Source organism: Brucella anthropi ATCC 49188, from assembly GCF_000017405.1.
In the GTDB taxonomy this organism is placed as follows: Bacteria; Pseudomonadota; Alphaproteobacteria; order Rhizobiales; family Rhizobiaceae; genus Brucella; species Brucella anthropi.
Window position 1 is genome coordinate 1435531 of the sequence record NC_009668.1, and the last position, 15604, is coordinate 1451134.

Sequence of the window (15604 nt, forward strand, 5' to 3'; positions counted from 1 at the left end):
GGAGATTGCGATGAACGATGCCGCTGTTGGCCTTGCCCTTTCCGGCAAGCATGCGCTGGTCACCGGCGCCGGTAGCGGCATCGGCGCCGCGATCGCCGTTGGCCTTGCGCGCGCCGGGGCGAATGTGACCCTGGCGGGTCGCCGCCGCGAACCGCTGGAAGCAACCGCCGCCCTTCTGGACTGGCAGCGATGCTTCATTGCCGATGGTTTCGATGTGACCAACCGCGAAGCCATTGCAACCGGGCTGGACAGCGCGCGCGCCGCTTTCGGACCGGTCAGCATTCTTATTAATAATGCAGGGGAAGCGCCGAGCGCACCTTTCGAGAAAACCAGTCTCGATATGTGGAGCCGCGTTCTCGATGTCGATCTGACCGGCGTGTTCAATGTAACGCAGGCCACCCTTGACGACATCAAGGCGGGCGGCAAAGGCGGGCGCATCATCAATATCGCCTCCACGGCGGGCCTGAGCGGTTATTCCTATGTCTCGGCCTATTGCGCCGCAAAGCACGGGGTCGTCGGGTTGACCCGCGCGCTGGCGTTGGAACTCGCCCGCAAGGGCGTGACCGTCAACGCCGTTTGCCCCGGCTTCACCGATACGCCGATCATTTCCCGCTCGATTGCGGCCATTGTCGCCAAGACCGGGCGGTCGGAGGAAGATGTGCTGGCGGAATTTGTCAAGGCGAACCCGCAGGGACGCCTGATACAGCCGGAAGAAGTGGCTGAAACCGTGCTGTGGCTCACATCGCCCAGCGCGCAATCGATAACTGGACAGGCGATTGCAATCGCCGGTGGGGAGGTAATGGCAGGATGAACGACGGCACAATTTCGATGGCGAGCAATCTGAAGCCTTTCAAGGATTATCAGGCGACGCATTTTCTATGGCAGACGAGCGAAGACGGTCGCGTTGCCACGCTGACCCTGAACCGCCCGGACCGGAAAAATCCGCTGACGTTTGAAAGCTATGCCGAGCTGCGCGACCTGTTTCGCAATCTCGTCTATGCCTCCGACGTGCGCACCATCGTCCTGACCGGCGCTGGAGGAAACTTCTCGTCGGGCGGCGATGTTTTCGAGATCATCGAACCGCTGACCCATATGACGATGCCAGATCTTCTGGCTTTCACGCGCATGACCGGCGATGTCGTCAAGGCCATGCGCAAATGTCCGCAGCAGATCATTGCCGCCGTTGACGGCATTTGCGCCGGTGCTGGCGCTATTCTCGCCATGGCATCGGATTTGCGCATCGCCACGCCGGAAGCCAAGACGGCCTTCCTCTTCACCCGCGTCGGCCTTGCTGGCGCCGATATGGGCGCATGCGGCATTCTCCCGCGACTGATCGGTCAGGGCCGCGCGTCGGAACTTCTTTATACCGGACGTTTCATGAGTGCTGACGAAGGCGAGCGCTGGGGCTTCTTCAACGCGCTACATCCGCAAGGCGATCTTTCGGGTAAGGCCGAAGCGCTGGCGCGTAGTATTGCCGACGGTCCATGGTTCGCGCATGGCATGACCAAAACCATGCTCAATCAGGAATGGGCGATGGGCATTGAAGAGCTGGTGGAATCGGAAGCGCAAGCACAGGCGATCTGCATGGCAACGCAGGATTTCCGCCGTGCCTTCGAGGCTTTCGCAGCCAAGCAGAAGCCCGTTTTCGAGGGGAACTGACGATGGATAGTTCCGCAGCAAAACCGCTGACGCGGGAGCATCTCGACTGGCCGTTTTTTGGAAGCGCCCATGCCGACTGGGCCGCAAAACTGGATGCCTTCGCGGCAAGCCCGGCGCTGGCCGGTGTCGACCACAGCGACACGGACAATGCCTGCCGCGCGCTGGTGAAGGCACTCGGCCAAGCCGGGCTGCTGGAAGCAGCAGTCAGCCTGACGGGCGGCGAAGGTATAGATTCCCGCAAGCTTTGCATTGCCCGCGAGACACTGGCCTATCATGACGGTCTCGCTGATTTCGCTTTTGCCATGCAGGGCCTTGGCACCGGTGCGATCAGCCTCACGGCATCGGACGAACTCAAGCAGACCGTGCTGCCGAAAGTGGCAAGCGGCGAATGGATTTCGGCCTTTGCCCTGTCGGAAAAACTGGCGGGGTCCGACGTGGCGGCGATGAGCTGCGCCGCCAGAGCCGACGGCGATGATTATGTGCTCGACGGTGAAAAGACCTGGATTTCCAATGGCGGCATCGCCGATGTCTACACCGTCTTTGCCCGCACGGGCGAGGCACCGGGAACACGGGGCATTTCCGCCTTTGTGGTTTTCGCTACCGATCCCGGCTTTTCCATCGCAGAACGCATTGATGTGATCGCGCCGCATCCGCTCGCCACGATCCGCTTCGACAATTGCCGCATCCAGGCCTCGCGTCGCCTCGGTGCGCCGGGCGAAGGTTTCAAGATCGCCATGCGCACGCTCGATATTTTCCGCGCATCGGTTGCGGCGGCGGCACTTGGCTTTGCGCGCCGTGCAGCCAGCGAGGCGCTGTCCCATGCGCAGTCGCGCCCGATGTTCAGCGGCGCTTTGGCCGACTTGCAGCTGACACAAGCCACGCTCGGCGACATGGCGACCGATATCGACGCCGCAGCACTTCTGACCTATCGCGCCGCATGGCGGCGCGACGTTCAGAAGCTGAACACCACCAAGGAAGCCGCGATGGCCAAGATGGTTGCGACGGAAAACGCCCAGCAAACCATCGACAAGGCCGTGCAGATGTTTGGCGGTCGCGGCGTGAAAAGCGGCGAAATCGCCGAGCGGCTTTATCGCGAGATACGCGCACTTCGCATCTATGAGGGCGCAACGGAAGTGCAGAAACTCATTATCGCGCGCGAACTGCTGAAGGCCAACTAAGCCTTTCCCGCACGTATTTTCTGGAGACACAACATGCATAAGACACTTCAGCCGCAAGGCTGGGCCCGCCCCATCGGATATGCCAATGGCGTTGAAGCGCGTGGGCGCACCGTCTATATCGGCGGCCAGATCGGCTGGAACGAACAGCAACAGTTCGAGACCGACGATTTTGTCGAGCAGACCGAGCAGACATTGAAGAACATTGTCGCCATTCTGGCGGAAGCTGGCGGCAGGCCGGAGCATATCGCCTCCATGACGTGGTACTTCACCGACAAGGCGGAATATAACGCCAATCTGAAAGGCATCGGTCGCGCCTATCGCGATGTGATCGGCAAGCACTTCCCCGCCATGGCGGCGGTGCAGGTGGTCGCGCTGGTCGAAGATCGGGCCAAGATCGAAATACAGGCTTTTGCCGTAATACCGGACTGAGACCACCATGGCCGATAGACGCGAATTCTCCCCCGTTGTGACAGGCATGGTTGTCGATGGCATTCTTGTCGTCACGATCGACAACCCGCCGGTCAATGCCACCTCTGCCGAGGTGCGCAAAGGGCTTGCCGCAGCCATTCACCATGCTTCCGCAACAGCTGCGATCCGGGCGACCGTGCTGAGCGGCGCAGGCAAGATCTTCATCGGTGGGGCGGACATTCGCGAATTCGGCAAACCGCCGGTTGAACCGACATTGCCGGATGTCATCACGATCATCGAAAGCGCCGACAAACCCGTGGTGGCCGCAATCAACGGCCCCGCTTTGGGCGGCGGGCTTGAAGTAGCACTTGCGGCTCACGCCCGCATCGCATCGACCAGCGCCTCCTTTGCCTTGCCGGAAGTCAAGCTTGGGATCGTGCCCGGCGCTGGCGGCACGCAGCGCCTGCCCCGATTGATCGGGCCGCTCGCAGCACTGGACATGATCGCCACGGGACGCCAGATTGCCCCGGACGAAGCGCAGCAACTGGGCCTGATCGACCGGATATCGAGCGGCGATCTTGTGGCCGACGCCGTTGAGCTTGCCAAAGCGCTAGTCGGCACGTCCTTGCGCCGGACCGGCGATCTACCCGTTACCGCACCCGATGCCGCCACCTTTGAACAGGCCAAAGCCAAGATACTGAAGAAAGCGCGCGGCGCGACCGCGCCCATTGAAGCGGCAAGGCTCGTTCAACTCTCGACAACGACCGCGATTGCCGAAGGTCTGGCTGAAGAACGCACAACCTTCATCCGTCTGCGCGACAGCGAAGAGGCAGCCGCCTTGCGGCATCTTTTCTTTGCCGAACGCGCCGCTGGAAAAGTCGAAGGCATGGAGGCAAAACCTCTGGCGCTTTCGACCATCGGCATTGCCGGGACCGGCCTGATGGGATCAGGCATTGCCGTCGCCAGCCTTGCCGCTGGCTACACGGTTATCGGCTATGAAACGACCGCGGAAGCAGCTGCCAAAGGCCATGCGCGGATTACTGATATGATCCAGAAAGCCGTCGATACCGGCAGGCTTTCCACCGAAGCCGCAGACGCGCAACGCTCAAAGCTCTCCGTCAGTGCCGATATGGCTGCGCTTGCCGATGCCGATCTCGTCATCGAAGCCGTCTTCGATGATTTCACCGTCAAGGCATCGCTGTTCCGCGAGCTCGACGCTTTACTGCCTCCGGCAACCATACTGGCAACCAATACCAGCTATCTCAATCCGGATGAACTGGCCGCCGTTACGAACCGCACCGACCGGGTGCTGGGCCTGCATTTCTTCTCGCCAGCCAATATCATGCGGCTCCTGGAAGTGGTGCGGTGCGCGGAAACCTCCGACGAGACGCTTGCAACGGGTATCGCCTTTGCCCGCAAAATCAAGAAGCTGTCCATCGTCACCGGTGTCTGTGAAGGATTCATCGGCAACCGGATGTTTTCGGCCTATCGCACGGAAGCAGAGAAAATGCTGGCTGAAGGCGCCTATCCCGAAGATATTGATCGTGCCATGGAAGCCTATGGCTTTCCGATGGGACTCTTCGCGGTTTACGACATGGCCGGCCTGGAAATTGCCTGGGCGCGGCGCAAGAGAGCGGCGGCAAGCCGCGATCCGAACCTTCCCTATTTCGACGTTGCCGATAAATTATGCGAAGCCGGGCGTTTTGGCCGCAAAGCCGGTCTCGGCTGGTATCGCTATGCGGACGGTGTCCGCACAAACGACCCCGACGTCCACGCGCTGATCGACGATTACCGCGCGCGCAACGCCATTGTTCCTCGCAGTTTCAGCGATGAAGCGATCATGCAGCGCCTGCTCGCCGCCATGGCGCATGAAGGGCAAGCCCTGCTTGAAGAAGGCATTGTGCGCCATTCCGACGACATTGATCTCGTTCTGGTCAATGGCTACGGCTTTCCCTCGATCAAGGGCGGCCCCATGTTCGCGACACGCCAGACTGGAGAAACCCGATGACAGAAGCTTTCATCTGCGACTACATCCGCACCCCCATCGGACGTTTTGGCGGGGCGTTGTCCAGCATCCGCACGGACGATCTTGCCGCTATTCCGCTCAAAGCACTGGTCGAGCGCAATCCGGCACTGGATTGCGAGGCGATTGAGGACGTGATTTTCGGCTGCGCCAATCAGGCAGGGGAAGATAACCGCAATGTTGCGCGCATGGCGGCACTGCTTGCTGGTTATCCCGTTACCGCCACCGGTACGACGATCAACAGGCTTTGCGGTTCCGGGATGGACGCCGTGCTTGCCGCCGCGCGCGCCATTCGTGCAGGCGAAGCAGAACTTATGATTGCGGGTGGTGTGGAAAGCATGAGCCGCGCGCCCTTTGTTTTACCTAAGGCAGACAGCCCGTTCTCCCGCCGCGCAGAAATTCACGATACGACAATTGGCTGGCGTTTCGTCAATCCGGTGATGAAAGCTCAATACGGCATCGACTCCATGCCGGAGACCGGGGATCACGTGGCTGTCGATTACGCGGTCACACGCGCCGATCAGGATGAATTCGCCTCGCGAAGCCAGAAGAAGGCTGCTGCAGCACAAAGCAACGGCCGACTGGCGCAAGAAATAACGCCCGTTTCCATTCCTCAGCGCAAGGGTGATCCCGTGGTCGTCGGTGCTGACGAACATCCGCGCGAAACCACGCTGGACGCACTGGCCAAACTGAAACCAATCAACCGGCTGGAAGGTGCCACGGTTACAGCTGGGAATGCGTCGGGCGTCAACGATGGAGCGGCAGCGCTCATCATTGCTTCGGAAGCCGCTGCCCGCAAGTTCGGCCTCACGCCTGTTGCTCGAGTTCTGGGTGGTGCTACGGCAGGAGTTCCTCCACGCATCATGGGTATCGGCCCAGCGCCAGCCAGCCAGAAATTGATGGCACGGCTGGGAATGAAGCAGGAGCAGTTCGATATAATCGAACTGAATGAAGCCTTCGCCAGCCAGGGATTGGCCACGTTACGTCTTCTTGGAATTGCCGACGACGACATCCGCGTCAATCCGAATGGCGGTGCCATCGCTCTCGGACATCCGCTCGGCATGTCCGGAGCCCGTATCACCGGCACGGCAGCACTGGAATTGAAACTTGGCGGCGGTCGCTTTGCGCTCGCCACTATGTGCATCGGTGTGGGGCAAGGTATCGCCATCGCGCTTGAAAGGGTTTAACGTCCATCGCAACGATCAGCCCTTTAGAGCGCGTCAGTCTGCGATCAAGGCAAGCGTATCTCGATGCCTAACAAAGTTTCTGCAAAAGCCGTTGCGTTGCTTCAATGTCCTGGATCATCAGGCTGCCCGCTTTTTTTGCGTCGCCGGCACGAATGGCATCCAGCATTTCGTAATGATAGGCTGAATAAGGATGGATAATACCCTGGTCCACTTGCTGACGGACATGATTGGAAAGAAGGCGCATATAGGGTCCAAGTCGCAGCCACAGCGTTTCAATCATCTGGGGTAATGTTTCCGATCCCGATAGTTCGTAGATCGTGAAATGAAACTCCTGGTTCTTGCGCAGCATCTCATAGATCTTGCCTTCTTGACCGAGAGCTTCATGCTCCCGCGCGAGCGTCAGACAGCGGTCAATATCGGCAGCCGTCATCCGCGGCGTCGCAAGTTCGGTGGCAAGCCCCTCGAGAGCAACGCGGACCCGACAAATGTCATCCAGCCGTGTCCGCGAAATATCAGGCACACGTGCCGATCCATTGCGGGCGATTTCCAGTCCGTTCTCCGCCGCCAGCCGTCGCAGCGCCTCACGTACGGGCATATGGCTTGTGCCGAACTCCTCGGCAAGTGAAGCGATCGTCACCGCCTGCGACGGCTCGAATGAGCCCCACATCAAAGCCTGGCGAAGCTGTTGGTAGACACCGTCCTGCACAGTTACGCGCGAGGATACCTTCAACAGACGGGTTTCACCGATCATTTGCTTCAAATCCCTTGTCTCCGTGTTCCTCAGTTATAGCATTTTACCACCCGATAGGATCACCGGGTGTCGCATAAATACGGTGAAAACAACAGGTTCGAGCAGAAGTCAGCATGGAACCAAAAGGTTTAATCGAGCGCCAGCCTATCCAGCGCATCACACAAGGCTTCCGTTTCCATCAGGGAGGTCACCGACCCAGGTGAAAACCGCAGAATACGACTGCGACAATCACAGTAAAAATTTTCAACCTTCAATGCGGTTACGATCGCGGCCGCCCTTTCAGCCGAAACCGCTTGCACCATCACACTGCCGCCGCGCTCTTCAGGCCTTTCTGGAGAGACCAACGACAGTGCAGTGTTGGCAGCGACCCGTTCCACAATCTTGCCGGTCAACAGTTCGTTGTGCCGGGCCAGCACGTCGACACCTGTCGCGGAAACAAAATCAAGGCCGGGTTGCGAGGCTATAGCCGCCAGCACGGCAGGCGTGCCATGGTCGAAGCGCCGCGCATCGTCGGCATAGGCAAAAGTATCAAGATCCCAGGAAAACGGATTAGGTTGACTAAACCAGCCACGCAATTCCGGCTTGCAAGTCGTCAATAGTCCCGGACGCACATAGATTGCCCCTGCTCCCGAACTTCCACAAAGCCATTTGAGAGACGATCCCACCACGACATCTATCTCTCCGACGGAAAAGGGGCGGATGCCTACGCCCTGGGTGACATCTGCAACGATGATCGTGCCGTGCTGCCTGCCGTGTTGGGACATCAGGTCCAGGTCGGCGCGCTTCGATGTCGTGGACGACACCCATGTCACCAACGCAATCGCAACATCGCTGCCCCAAGCATCGATGAAATCCTCGTCGCGTACAAAACTCTCGCCCTGTCTCATGGGTACGGTTTCGAGCGTAAATCCGAACCGCGCCTGCAACCCGGCCAGCAAAAAATGCAGACTCGGGAAGCAATCGGCGGCGGCCAGAATTCGGCGGCCGCGCAATAATTCCTCAGGCAGTGCACCGATCAGACTGTAAAGGGCCAGTGTCACATTCTCTACGGTAGTCATGGAGCCTGCGGGGGCGCCAATCAGGTTCTCCCAGCTTCGGATGAAATGCCCGCGCTCCGCCAGCATTGCCGGCCATTGAGAGTCATTTTCTGCCGACCAGATATCCGAATAACGACTAAGTGCCGCTTTCACCTTTTCCGCTTTACCCGGAAAGGTACCGATCGAGTGATAGAGAAAATAACCGCTCATATTATGCCTGCCATTGCTGTTGCCGATATCCGTCGATGAAACCGAAATTGGAACTATCGGACTCTTTCCTTTTTGAACCGCGCCTCAAGAAGCGCGACCAAGCGCACAAGCGGCAGCAGGAGGATGAGATAGATAAGCGCTGCGCCGATCAACGGTGTCGGATTGGCATAAAGCGCCTGCGCGTCCTGCGCTTCCTTCAAAAGCTCGGGCAGAGCCACAGTAGACGCCAATGCGGTGTCCTTGAACATGGAAACACAATTGCTGGTAGTCGGCGGAATGATGATACGGATCGCCTGTGGCAAAACCACTTTCCACAGAGTAACCGGGAATGGAATTCCAAGCGCAGAAGCAGCTTCGAACTGGCCGCGTGGTACACTTTCGATGCCGGACCGGAACACTTCCGCCGAATATGCCGCCATAACCATGGAGAAAGACATGATGGCAGAGGTCCAGGCAGAAAAGCGTATCCCGATGAATGGCAGTGCATAATAGATCAGGATCAGCACGACCAAAACCGGCATGGCGCGGAATACATCGATATAGGCGATCGCGAGATAACGAAGAACCTTCGGTCCGTAGATACGGACAATACTGATCAGCAAGCCCGACAGAACACCAAAGAAAATGCTGGCGATACCGATGAGAAACGTATTGAGCAGGCCACGTCCAAGCGCTGGCAGGCTCGAAACGAGAACATCGGTGTTCAAGAAGGTTTCGACGAATGTCATATTGGCGTCCTTCGCAGGCAAATCCTGGGAGCGCACGACCGGTCAGTCTGAGAAGTAACGGTCGAAGATGGGCCGATCCTGCAAATGCGGCCCATCTGTCACCAACGTCAAAAGATTACGGCTGCGGGATCGGCACGACGGTGACTGTCGAGGAATTGGCGGCAGGGTCCGTACCGAACCACTTTTTGTGAATAGCCGCAGTGGTCCCATCCTGCTTCATGGCGGTAATCGCATCGTTGAGCTTGCCAAGCAACGGATGGTCCTTCGCCATCATCAGACCATATTGCTCCCCGGTCTGAATTCGGTCTTTCACGGCAAACCCCTTCATCTTCAGAAAGAGATGTTCCATGCCGGGTATGTCGGAAATGACGGCATCTATGCGGCCTGCACCGAGATCAAGAAACAGATCCTGTTGCGAGTTATAGCCTTTGATATCGGCGAAGCCTTTGGCCTCTTTGTTTTCCTTGACCCATTTTTCGCCGGTAGAGCCGGAAAGGGCACCAACGGTCTTGCCCTTCAAATCGGCCAGTCCGGTGACAGCGCTATCGGTCTTGGTCGCAACCCCGATATCTGAATCGTAGTAAGGCTGGGTGAAGGACTGTGATTTCAGGCGTTCCGGCGTGATTGTTATGGACGAAACCGCCACGTCGATACGCCGGGAAGTCGTTGCGGCAAACAGGGCCTGAAACCCGTAATCAGCGATTTCCGGCTCCAGTCCGGCCCGTTTGGCTGCCTCGGTCGCGATATCGATTTCGAAGCCTTCGAACGTCCCATCGGCATTTTTCAACTCGAAAGGAGGGTTGCTGGGATAGGCACCGATATTAAGTGCGTCGGCAGCCAGAGATGCAGATGTCATGGCAAAGGAGCTCGCAGCCAGAGCGCTTGCAAGGCCTGCCATAGCCAGAAAATTACGGCGACAGATCATCATGTTGTTATTCCCTCTATGGGTCGTTTCTTTTCGGCAGAAGTCCCTGCTCCTACCTGCGTCGACCTATTTGATTATTTGATCATATGGAATTTTAAGTTTCAACTAAAATCGCATTGGTCTGAGCAACCAGACCGCAGCGAAGATGCTCCAGTCATTCAAAGGGAACCAAAGAACCGCTGAAGGCGATCCATGGCTTCATTGACACGTGCAAGCGATTGCGAACCGAAACAGACACGCAAATGCCCTTCACCGCCCGCTCCGTAAAAACTCCCCGCTTCCAGCACAACGCCCGCCTCTGTCATGATGCGTTCGGCCATGTCCTGCGACTTAAGACCCAATGCAGCGATTTTGGGAAACGCGTAGATCGTGCCTTCCGGCCAGTCGCACGTGACACCAGACATTTGATTTAACCGCGACACGACAATGTCGCGCTTTACTTTGTCTTCCGTCACCAGTTCGGCCAATATCTCCTCCGGCCCTGAGATCGCCGCCAGCGCCCCCGCCTGAATGAATGTGTTCACGTGAGTGACGTCGTTGGTCGTGATCTTCAAGATACCTTCGATCATATGCTGCGGTGCTGTGAGATACCCAAGTCGCCAACCATCCATGGCAAAACTCTTGGTAAAAGCGAACATTGAAATCGTTCGCTCCTTCATGCCGGGCAACGAAGCGATCGAAACATGGCGCGCGCCATCGAACAGTATCTCTTCGTAAACCTCGTCAGAAACCACCACCAGATCGTGACGGCGAGCAATATCCGCCAGAACTTCCAGCTCCTCGCGACTGTAGACCCGTCCCGTCGGGTTACACGGATTGATCAGAACAATCATTTTTGTGCGGGCCGTGATCTTCGGTTCGATCAGTTCCGCCTTGATCGAGAAACGGTCGCTGGCATCCAGCGGCGCCAGAACAGGTTTGGCTCCGGCGAGTTCTATCTTGCCGATATGCTGAGGATAATAAGGTTCCAAGAGGATTGCCTCGTCGCCCGGGTCAAGCAGCGCCATGAAAGCGGCAAAGGACGCATGGGTCAGCCCGTTAGTGACAACGATATCGGAGGCTGAAACATCCATGTCATTCTTCTCACGCAGACGGGCGGCCAGGGCTTCGCGCAATTTTGGGATTCCCTGAAAATGCGAATAATGGACATCGCCTGCCATCAATGCATTGACCGTCGCCTGCTTGATATGCAGTGGCGTATCGGCATGGGGGCTGCCAAGCTCCATGTGGATGAGGTCACCGGCATCCGCTCCGAGTGCCGCTGCCCGGGCATACATGCCAAAAGATTTGCTGGAACTTTCGGTGATGCGTCTGGCAAGGCGGATCATGAATCTATCTCTCCTGTTGTTTTCCGTCTCAGCCCCGCCCCTCAGCGAGTGTAAAAGCCGGCCTTCCGGGAGCCTGGTCAGCTTGGCGTAATCAAACCAGCACCGTCCTGTCCCTTTGTTTTCACATCTTCGTCGTGAGCACACTGCATGAACGCAGCTTCAACCTGGATTGGCTTCCCAACATGCGCGCATCTAAAGATCATTTGATCAAATAAGCAAGTGAAATATTTCCTGATAATTTCTGCAAGTGCAGGAATTATATCATTCCTCATATCCAATTGTTATTGTTGTGTTTTTTATCGTATCTCAACGCGAAGGCAGAGAGTAGATCAGTCATCCATATCGAATGGCGGAGCTGGGAATGCTATTCCTCATTGTCATCCATGAGGTGATTGCCGGCCGATTTTTTGAGACGCTTCATATCTCTCAGCAACGAAGCGATGGTGTCGCGATCGACCTCGGCCATCAGATCACGTAACCAGCTTTCATGGACCCGCGCCATTTCTGCGAACACCGTCTGCCCAGAATCAGTCAATCGCGCGACGGTAACGCGTCTGTCGGCACCGGGTGTTTCACGACGCACAAGACCGTCGGCTTCCAATCGCTCAATCAAGCCGGTGATGTTGCCATTCGTCACCATGGTCCGGCGCGAGAGTTCCCCGAGCCGTAACCCGTTCGGTTCCCGGTAAAGTTGGGCAAGAATGTCGAATTGTGGCAGCGTGACACCAAATTCTTTGCGCAGACGGCGGCGGATTTCCTGTGAAACCAGTCTGGTTGTTGCAAGCATACGCAGCCAGAGGCGCAACTCCTGCTTTTCGCTCTCATCGACTTCGGTGACTATAAATTCGAGATCCATTATCCGCCCGGTGCATATCGTTGCGCTGCAATCAATGAGAATTGCGCCAGACAGCCGATATTTCAAGCCTAAATTAACCTGACCGCTACACCCCTGCCCTTTATTGGTCGGCAGATCACACAAAAACCTTCCCTTAAAGCAATCGAACTGTGAAGAATGCCGTCGACATGCGAGCCCAGTTTTTACAGATGACCGATATTATACTTGAATGCATATAACTGCATTACCTTGCACGAGGTTTCACTACCAGTCACGACAGGACGCACGGACAAAAAAGTCCAGAAAATTCGGTTTATTGGCGAACGCTCTTCTGCCGCGAGAAAATTCCTGGAAGATTCTGTAAAAGAGATACTTGCAAGAGCATATTCCCTGCCATAGGCTTCGAGTGAACGTCCGAAAGAGACCGGTTCATCAAGGACCGCACAATAATGCCGGCGCCGGCTCAGGGCGAAATGGGGATTTCATGAACGATACATCTGCTCTTTCCAGCCTTGCGTCCGGACTGCTGTCTGGCACCGTCAAGGTCGTTGACATCACCGCGCCACTCGGTCCGGATACGCCCGTCCTTTACCTTCCCCCACAATTCGGCAAAAACACACCGAACGTTAAAGTTCACACTATCAGCCAGTACGATCAGGACGGTCCGTTCTGGGCCTGGAACTGGATAGAGCTTGGCGAGCACACCGGCACCCATTTCGATGCCCCGTGTCACTGGATCACCGGCAAGGATCACTCCAACAACACCACCGATACGATCCCGCCACAGAACTTCGTTGCTCCCGTAAACGTAATCGACCGTTCCGCACAAGCCGCCGCCGACGCTGATTATCTGCTGACGGTTGATAGCATCAGGGAATGGGAAGCAGAGCATGGCGAAATTGAAGCCGGGTCATGGGTTTTGATGCGCACCGACTGGTACAAGCGCAATGGTTCAGCCGATACATTTCTGAATGCCGATGAAAACGGTCCACATTCTCCGGGACCAACGGTTGAAGCAATCGAGTATCTGCTTTCCAAAGGCATTATCGGTTGGGGTCAGGAAACAGTCGGTACGGATGCAGGATCCGCAGGAGCCATGACCCCTCCATTTCCGGCACACAACCTCATGCACAAGGCAAACCGATACGGACTGGCAAGCCTGAGCAACCTTGATCAGCTACCAGCCAAGGGGGCGATCCTGATCGCAGCACCCTTGAAATTCGTGAAAGGAACCGGCTCGCCGGTCCGTGCACTCGCACTCGTCGTCGGAGAAAAAACGACCGGACAGTAGCATCTGCGACAAGGAAGTCCTGCACCGAGCCAAGAAAGGCTACGTCACATACTATAAAGTATGTTGCGTTTCACTGTCTCCAGCGATTGGAGGCAGTGAAAGCGCGCTTTGATTGAACTGATTTCGAACGGTCGGTGATTGAACCACTTCTTCCGACCACAGTGCGCGGCAAACCTCATGTCGATGAACAGCACATTTCGAACGGTATTCTCTGGCATCTGAGAACAGGTGCACCCGCATTCCAGTTCGGTACGATCCTCTTCTTGGAGGCTTGCTTTAGGAGTTTTTGCCTCTTTCGTCATTGCGCAGGCGGTGCGGGCGGAAAATCGCCTTGCAACTGTGGCGACGGCGACGGCGACGGCGAAGATAGCTGCGGCTCCGGTTCAGGTGCCAGAGGCGACGGACTGTCGATCATATTGCCGCTGTCCGGCTCCGCATTGAGCAGAGACGTATCGGGTTTGTCACCGAAGATGCCGAGACGCGCTTCCACAGCCTTACGACCCGCTTCGTCATAGGCACCACCCGGAACAGCCTTCGCCCAGCCATTGGCAACCAGCCATGCGGCTGCATCTTCATTGCCCAGCATGCATTCGGTCGCGACCGCAGCACCGCTGTCATTTTGCGGCAGGCGGCACATAACGGCACGGGAACGCAACCATTGCCGGAAGGCAGTGCGCGCCTGCATGCCGCACGGCCAGCTTTCACCGGAAGCGGTCTGGCAGGTCTGTTCTAAGGGTACGATTTCGATGCCCTGCAATTCAATCATACGGCCCTGACTTTCAAGCCGTCCGGCCGCCACAGCGACAGGTCGCTGCAAAAGCTGCATCTGTTCGCCCGCATCGACAGGCGTGGCCGGTGCCGGTGGCTCTGGCGGTTTGGGCGTGGATGCAAGACCGAGATCGCTCAGCGGTGGACGCGGTGCCTCGCGTTCAATGCCGTTGTCATTCACCTGGTCGTTGACCTTGCCGTTCTCTTTCCACGCAGGCGGCTGCCCTTCAACGGGGGCGGCTTGGCCCGGTTGCGGCGACGTCTCCTCTGAGGCATTGCCCGTTTCAGGCGATGTCCCCGGCTCGTTATAGTCGAACTGTTCGACGACGATGCCGCTTCCCGTACCGGATTCTGTCTTCGTATCACCGGAGTTGATGACGACCACCGGGCGATCCAGTGCACCATAGAACGGCGCCACGAAGGCTGCGATCAGAACTGCGCCTGTTATGCCAGCCAGACCGCCGAAAACGGCGCGTGCATGGCTTCTATCCTGCGATTGCGCCATTACTGGCTCGCCCATAAAATGCGGGCGACCCATTCGATATCCTTGGACTCGAAAATGCGGTTCGGATGTTCGGGATTGAGCGAATGGAGCTCAATGGTTCGTGGCGTCTGGCGATGCAGGATCTTGGCCATCACTTCTCCGTCTTTCGTCCGCACCACCACGCGATCGCCCCGGCGAATGGCGGTATTGGGTGCTACGATCAGCGTATCGCCATCACGGTAAAGGGGCAACATTGAGTCGCCCGAAACCTCCAGCGCGTACACACCTTCTCCCGATCCGGCTGGGAATTCCACAATGTCCCAGCCTTGTCCAGCCGGAAACCCGGCATCATCGAAATAGCCGCCAGCGCCCGCTTCGGCCATGCCGAGCAATGGAATGGACTGCATGTCCTGCGTATATTCGCCGAATTGCGGCGTGCGGTTTCCGCCACGGATGAGCCGCGTGAATTCATCGAACGTCGAGCCGGTTGCTTCCATCACCTTGGCCAGCGATTCCGTCGAAGGCCAGCGCGCACGCCCATCGGAAGCATAGCGCTTGGATTTGTTAAAGGTCGTAGGGTCGAGCCCTGCACGACGCGCCAGCCCGGACGCGCTCAGGGAATGACGTTCAGCCAGGGCATCAATGGCCGCCCACACGCTCTCGTGAGAAAACATAGTAATGATCCGCCACCTAGGTTCCGACATATCTTCCTGAATAATCCCCATCAGGAAAGATATGTTTCAAAGGATTTTAAACCTATTATTCCGTCCCATCTTCGGCTTCAACCTACCG

15 protein-coding genes and 1 pseudogene are annotated in these 15604 nt (G+C 57.3%); 8 read left to right on the forward strand and 8 right to left on the reverse strand.

Going from position 1 to position 15604, the window contains the following annotated elements; translation table 11 throughout:
* Positions 1-10: 10 nt before the first annotated feature.
* The 6 genes from OANT_RS20705 to pcaF are packed head-to-tail and all read left to right on the forward strand — an operon-like array spanning position 11 to position 6455.
* The gene (locus tag OANT_RS20705; protein WP_012093351.1) at positions 11-811 is read left to right on the forward strand and encodes an SDR family NAD(P)-dependent oxidoreductase; all 801 of its coding nucleotides are present in this window, start codon (positions 11-13) and stop codon (positions 809-811) included.
* Positions 808-1659, forward strand: coding sequence for an enoyl-CoA hydratase family protein (locus OANT_RS20710; protein WP_012093352.1), 852 nt, complete (start codon positions 808-810; stop codon positions 1657-1659). The genes OANT_RS20705 and OANT_RS20710 overlap by 4 nt, the downstream gene beginning before the upstream one ends.
* Positions 1660-1661: 2 nt before the next feature.
* Positions 1662-2837 carry an acyl-CoA dehydrogenase family protein gene (locus OANT_RS20715; RefSeq protein ID WP_012093353.1) on the forward strand — a complete coding sequence of 392 codons (1176 nt, stop codon included), beginning with the start codon at positions 1662-1664 and terminating at the stop codon, positions 2835-2837.
* A gap of 33 nt (positions 2838-2870) precedes the next feature.
* Positions 2871-3266 carry a RidA family protein gene (locus OANT_RS20720; protein ID WP_012093354.1) on the forward strand — a complete coding sequence of 132 codons (396 nt, stop codon included), beginning with the start codon at positions 2871-2873 and terminating at the stop codon, positions 3264-3266.
* A 7-nt stretch (positions 3267-3273) separates the two neighbouring features.
* Entirely contained in the window at positions 3274-5253 is a 1980-nt protein-coding gene (locus tag OANT_RS20725) for a 3-hydroxyacyl-CoA dehydrogenase NAD-binding domain-containing protein (RefSeq protein ID WP_012093355.1), read from the forward strand.
* A complete protein-coding gene (pcaF, locus tag OANT_RS20730; protein ID WP_012093356.1) occupies positions 5250-6455 on the forward strand; it encodes a 3-oxoadipyl-CoA thiolase in 1206 nt (401 codons plus the stop codon). The genes OANT_RS20725 and pcaF overlap by 4 nt, the downstream gene beginning before the upstream one ends.
* A 67-nt stretch (positions 6456-6522) precedes the next feature.
* On the opposite strand, the gene OANT_RS20735 is transcribed toward pcaF, so the two are convergent.
* From OANT_RS20735 to OANT_RS20765, 6 genes are all read right to left on the reverse strand, one after another.
* A complete protein-coding gene (locus tag OANT_RS20735) occupies positions 6523-7206 on the reverse strand; it encodes a GntR family transcriptional regulator (RefSeq protein ID WP_010659202.1) in 684 nt (227 codons plus the stop codon).
* 128 nt (positions 7207-7334) lie between these two features.
* Positions 7335-8453: an aminotransferase class V-fold PLP-dependent enzyme gene (locus OANT_RS20740; protein ID WP_012093357.1), complete on the reverse strand. Its 1119-nt coding sequence runs from the start codon at positions 8451-8453 to the stop codon at positions 7335-7337.
* Positions 8454-8506: 53 nt separating this feature from the next.
* Positions 8507-9181, reverse strand: coding sequence for an amino acid ABC transporter permease (locus OANT_RS20745; protein WP_012093358.1), 675 nt, complete (start codon positions 9179-9181; stop codon positions 8507-8509).
* A gap of 115 nt (positions 9182-9296) precedes the next feature.
* Positions 9297-10109: an ABC transporter substrate-binding protein gene (locus tag OANT_RS20750; protein ID WP_012093360.1), complete on the reverse strand. Its 813-nt coding sequence runs from the start codon at positions 10107-10109 to the stop codon at positions 9297-9299.
* Positions 10110-10264: 155 nt separating this feature from the next.
* On the reverse strand, positions 10265-11434 hold the full coding sequence (locus tag OANT_RS20755) for a pyridoxal phosphate-dependent aminotransferase (RefSeq protein ID WP_012093361.1): 1170 nt from the start codon (positions 11432-11434) through the stop codon (positions 10265-10267).
* A 364-nt stretch (positions 11435-11798) separates the two neighbouring features.
* Positions 11799-12413: a MarR family winged helix-turn-helix transcriptional regulator gene (locus tag OANT_RS20765; protein WP_012093362.1), complete on the reverse strand. Its 615-nt coding sequence runs from the start codon at positions 12411-12413 to the stop codon at positions 11799-11801.
* A gap of 340 nt (positions 12414-12753) precedes the next feature.
* Between OANT_RS20765 and OANT_RS20770 the strand changes: the two genes are divergently transcribed.
* Together OANT_RS20770 and OANT_RS27205 are read left to right on the forward strand one after the other, a co-directional pair.
* The gene (locus OANT_RS20770) at positions 12754-13560 is read left to right on the forward strand and encodes a cyclase family protein (RefSeq protein ID WP_012093363.1); all 807 of its coding nucleotides are present in this window, start codon (positions 12754-12756) and stop codon (positions 13558-13560) included.
* Positions 13561-13694: 134 nt separating this feature from the next.
* A pseudogene (locus tag OANT_RS27205) lies at positions 13695-13796 on the forward strand (IS5/IS1182 family transposase); the annotation flags it as partial.
* Between the two features lie 62 nt (positions 13797-13858).
* Here the strand turns inward: OANT_RS27205 and OANT_RS20780 are convergent.
* Positions 13859-14833, reverse strand: coding sequence for a thermonuclease family protein (locus OANT_RS20780; protein WP_040128613.1), 975 nt, complete (start codon positions 14831-14833; stop codon positions 13859-13861).
* Complete coding sequence (locus OANT_RS20785) at positions 14833-15486, reverse strand: S24 family peptidase (RefSeq protein WP_012093365.1); 654 nt, start codon at positions 15484-15486, stop codon at positions 14833-14835. The genes OANT_RS20780 and OANT_RS20785 overlap by 1 nt, the downstream gene beginning before the upstream one ends.
* Positions 15487-15604 lie beyond the last annotated feature (118 nt).

What these genes read in the sequence shown, in the direction of transcription:
- OANT_RS20705 (WP_012093351.1), top strand. Translation starts at nt 11, where the DNA reads ATGAACGATGCCGCTGTTGGCCTTGCCCTTTCCGGCAAGCATGCGCTG.
- OANT_RS20710 (WP_012093352.1), top strand. Translation starts at nt 808, where the DNA reads ATGAACGACGGCACAATTTCGATGGCGAGCAATCTGAAGCCTTTCAAG.
- OANT_RS20715 (WP_012093353.1), top strand. Translation starts at nt 1,662, where the DNA reads ATGGATAGTTCCGCAGCAAAACCGCTGACGCGGGAGCATCTCGACTGG.
- OANT_RS20720 (WP_012093354.1), top strand. Translation starts at nt 2,871, where the DNA reads ATGCATAAGACACTTCAGCCGCAAGGCTGGGCCCGCCCCATCGGATAT.
- OANT_RS20725 (WP_012093355.1), top strand. Translation starts at nt 3,274, where the DNA reads ATGGCCGATAGACGCGAATTCTCCCCCGTTGTGACAGGCATGGTTGTC.
- pcaF (WP_012093356.1), top strand. Translation starts at nt 5,250, where the DNA reads ATGACAGAAGCTTTCATCTGCGACTACATCCGCACCCCCATCGGACGT.
- OANT_RS20735 (WP_010659202.1), bottom strand. Translation starts at nt 7,206, where the DNA reads ATGATCGGTGAAACCCGTCTGTTGAAGGTATCCTCGCGCGTAACTGTG.
- OANT_RS20740 (WP_012093357.1), bottom strand. Translation starts at nt 8,453, where the DNA reads ATGAGCGGTTATTTTCTCTATCACTCGATCGGTACCTTTCCGGGTAAA.
- OANT_RS20745 (WP_012093358.1), bottom strand. Translation starts at nt 9,181, where the DNA reads ATGACATTCGTCGAAACCTTCTTGAACACCGATGTTCTCGTTTCGAGC.
- OANT_RS20750 (WP_012093360.1), bottom strand. Translation starts at nt 10,109, where the DNA reads ATGATGATCTGTCGCCGTAATTTTCTGGCTATGGCAGGCCTTGCAAGC.
- OANT_RS20755 (WP_012093361.1), bottom strand. Translation starts at nt 11,434, where the DNA reads ATGATCCGCCTTGCCAGACGCATCACCGAAAGTTCCAGCAAATCTTTT.
- OANT_RS20770 (WP_012093363.1), top strand. Translation starts at nt 12,754, where the DNA reads ATGAACGATACATCTGCTCTTTCCAGCCTTGCGTCCGGACTGCTGTCT.
- OANT_RS20780 (WP_040128613.1), bottom strand. Translation starts at nt 14,833, where the DNA reads ATGGCGCAATCGCAGGATAGAAGCCATGCACGCGCCGTTTTCGGCGGT.
- OANT_RS20785 (WP_012093365.1), bottom strand. Translation starts at nt 15,486, where the DNA reads ATGTTTTCTCACGAGAGCGTGTGGGCGGCCATTGATGCCCTGGCTGAA.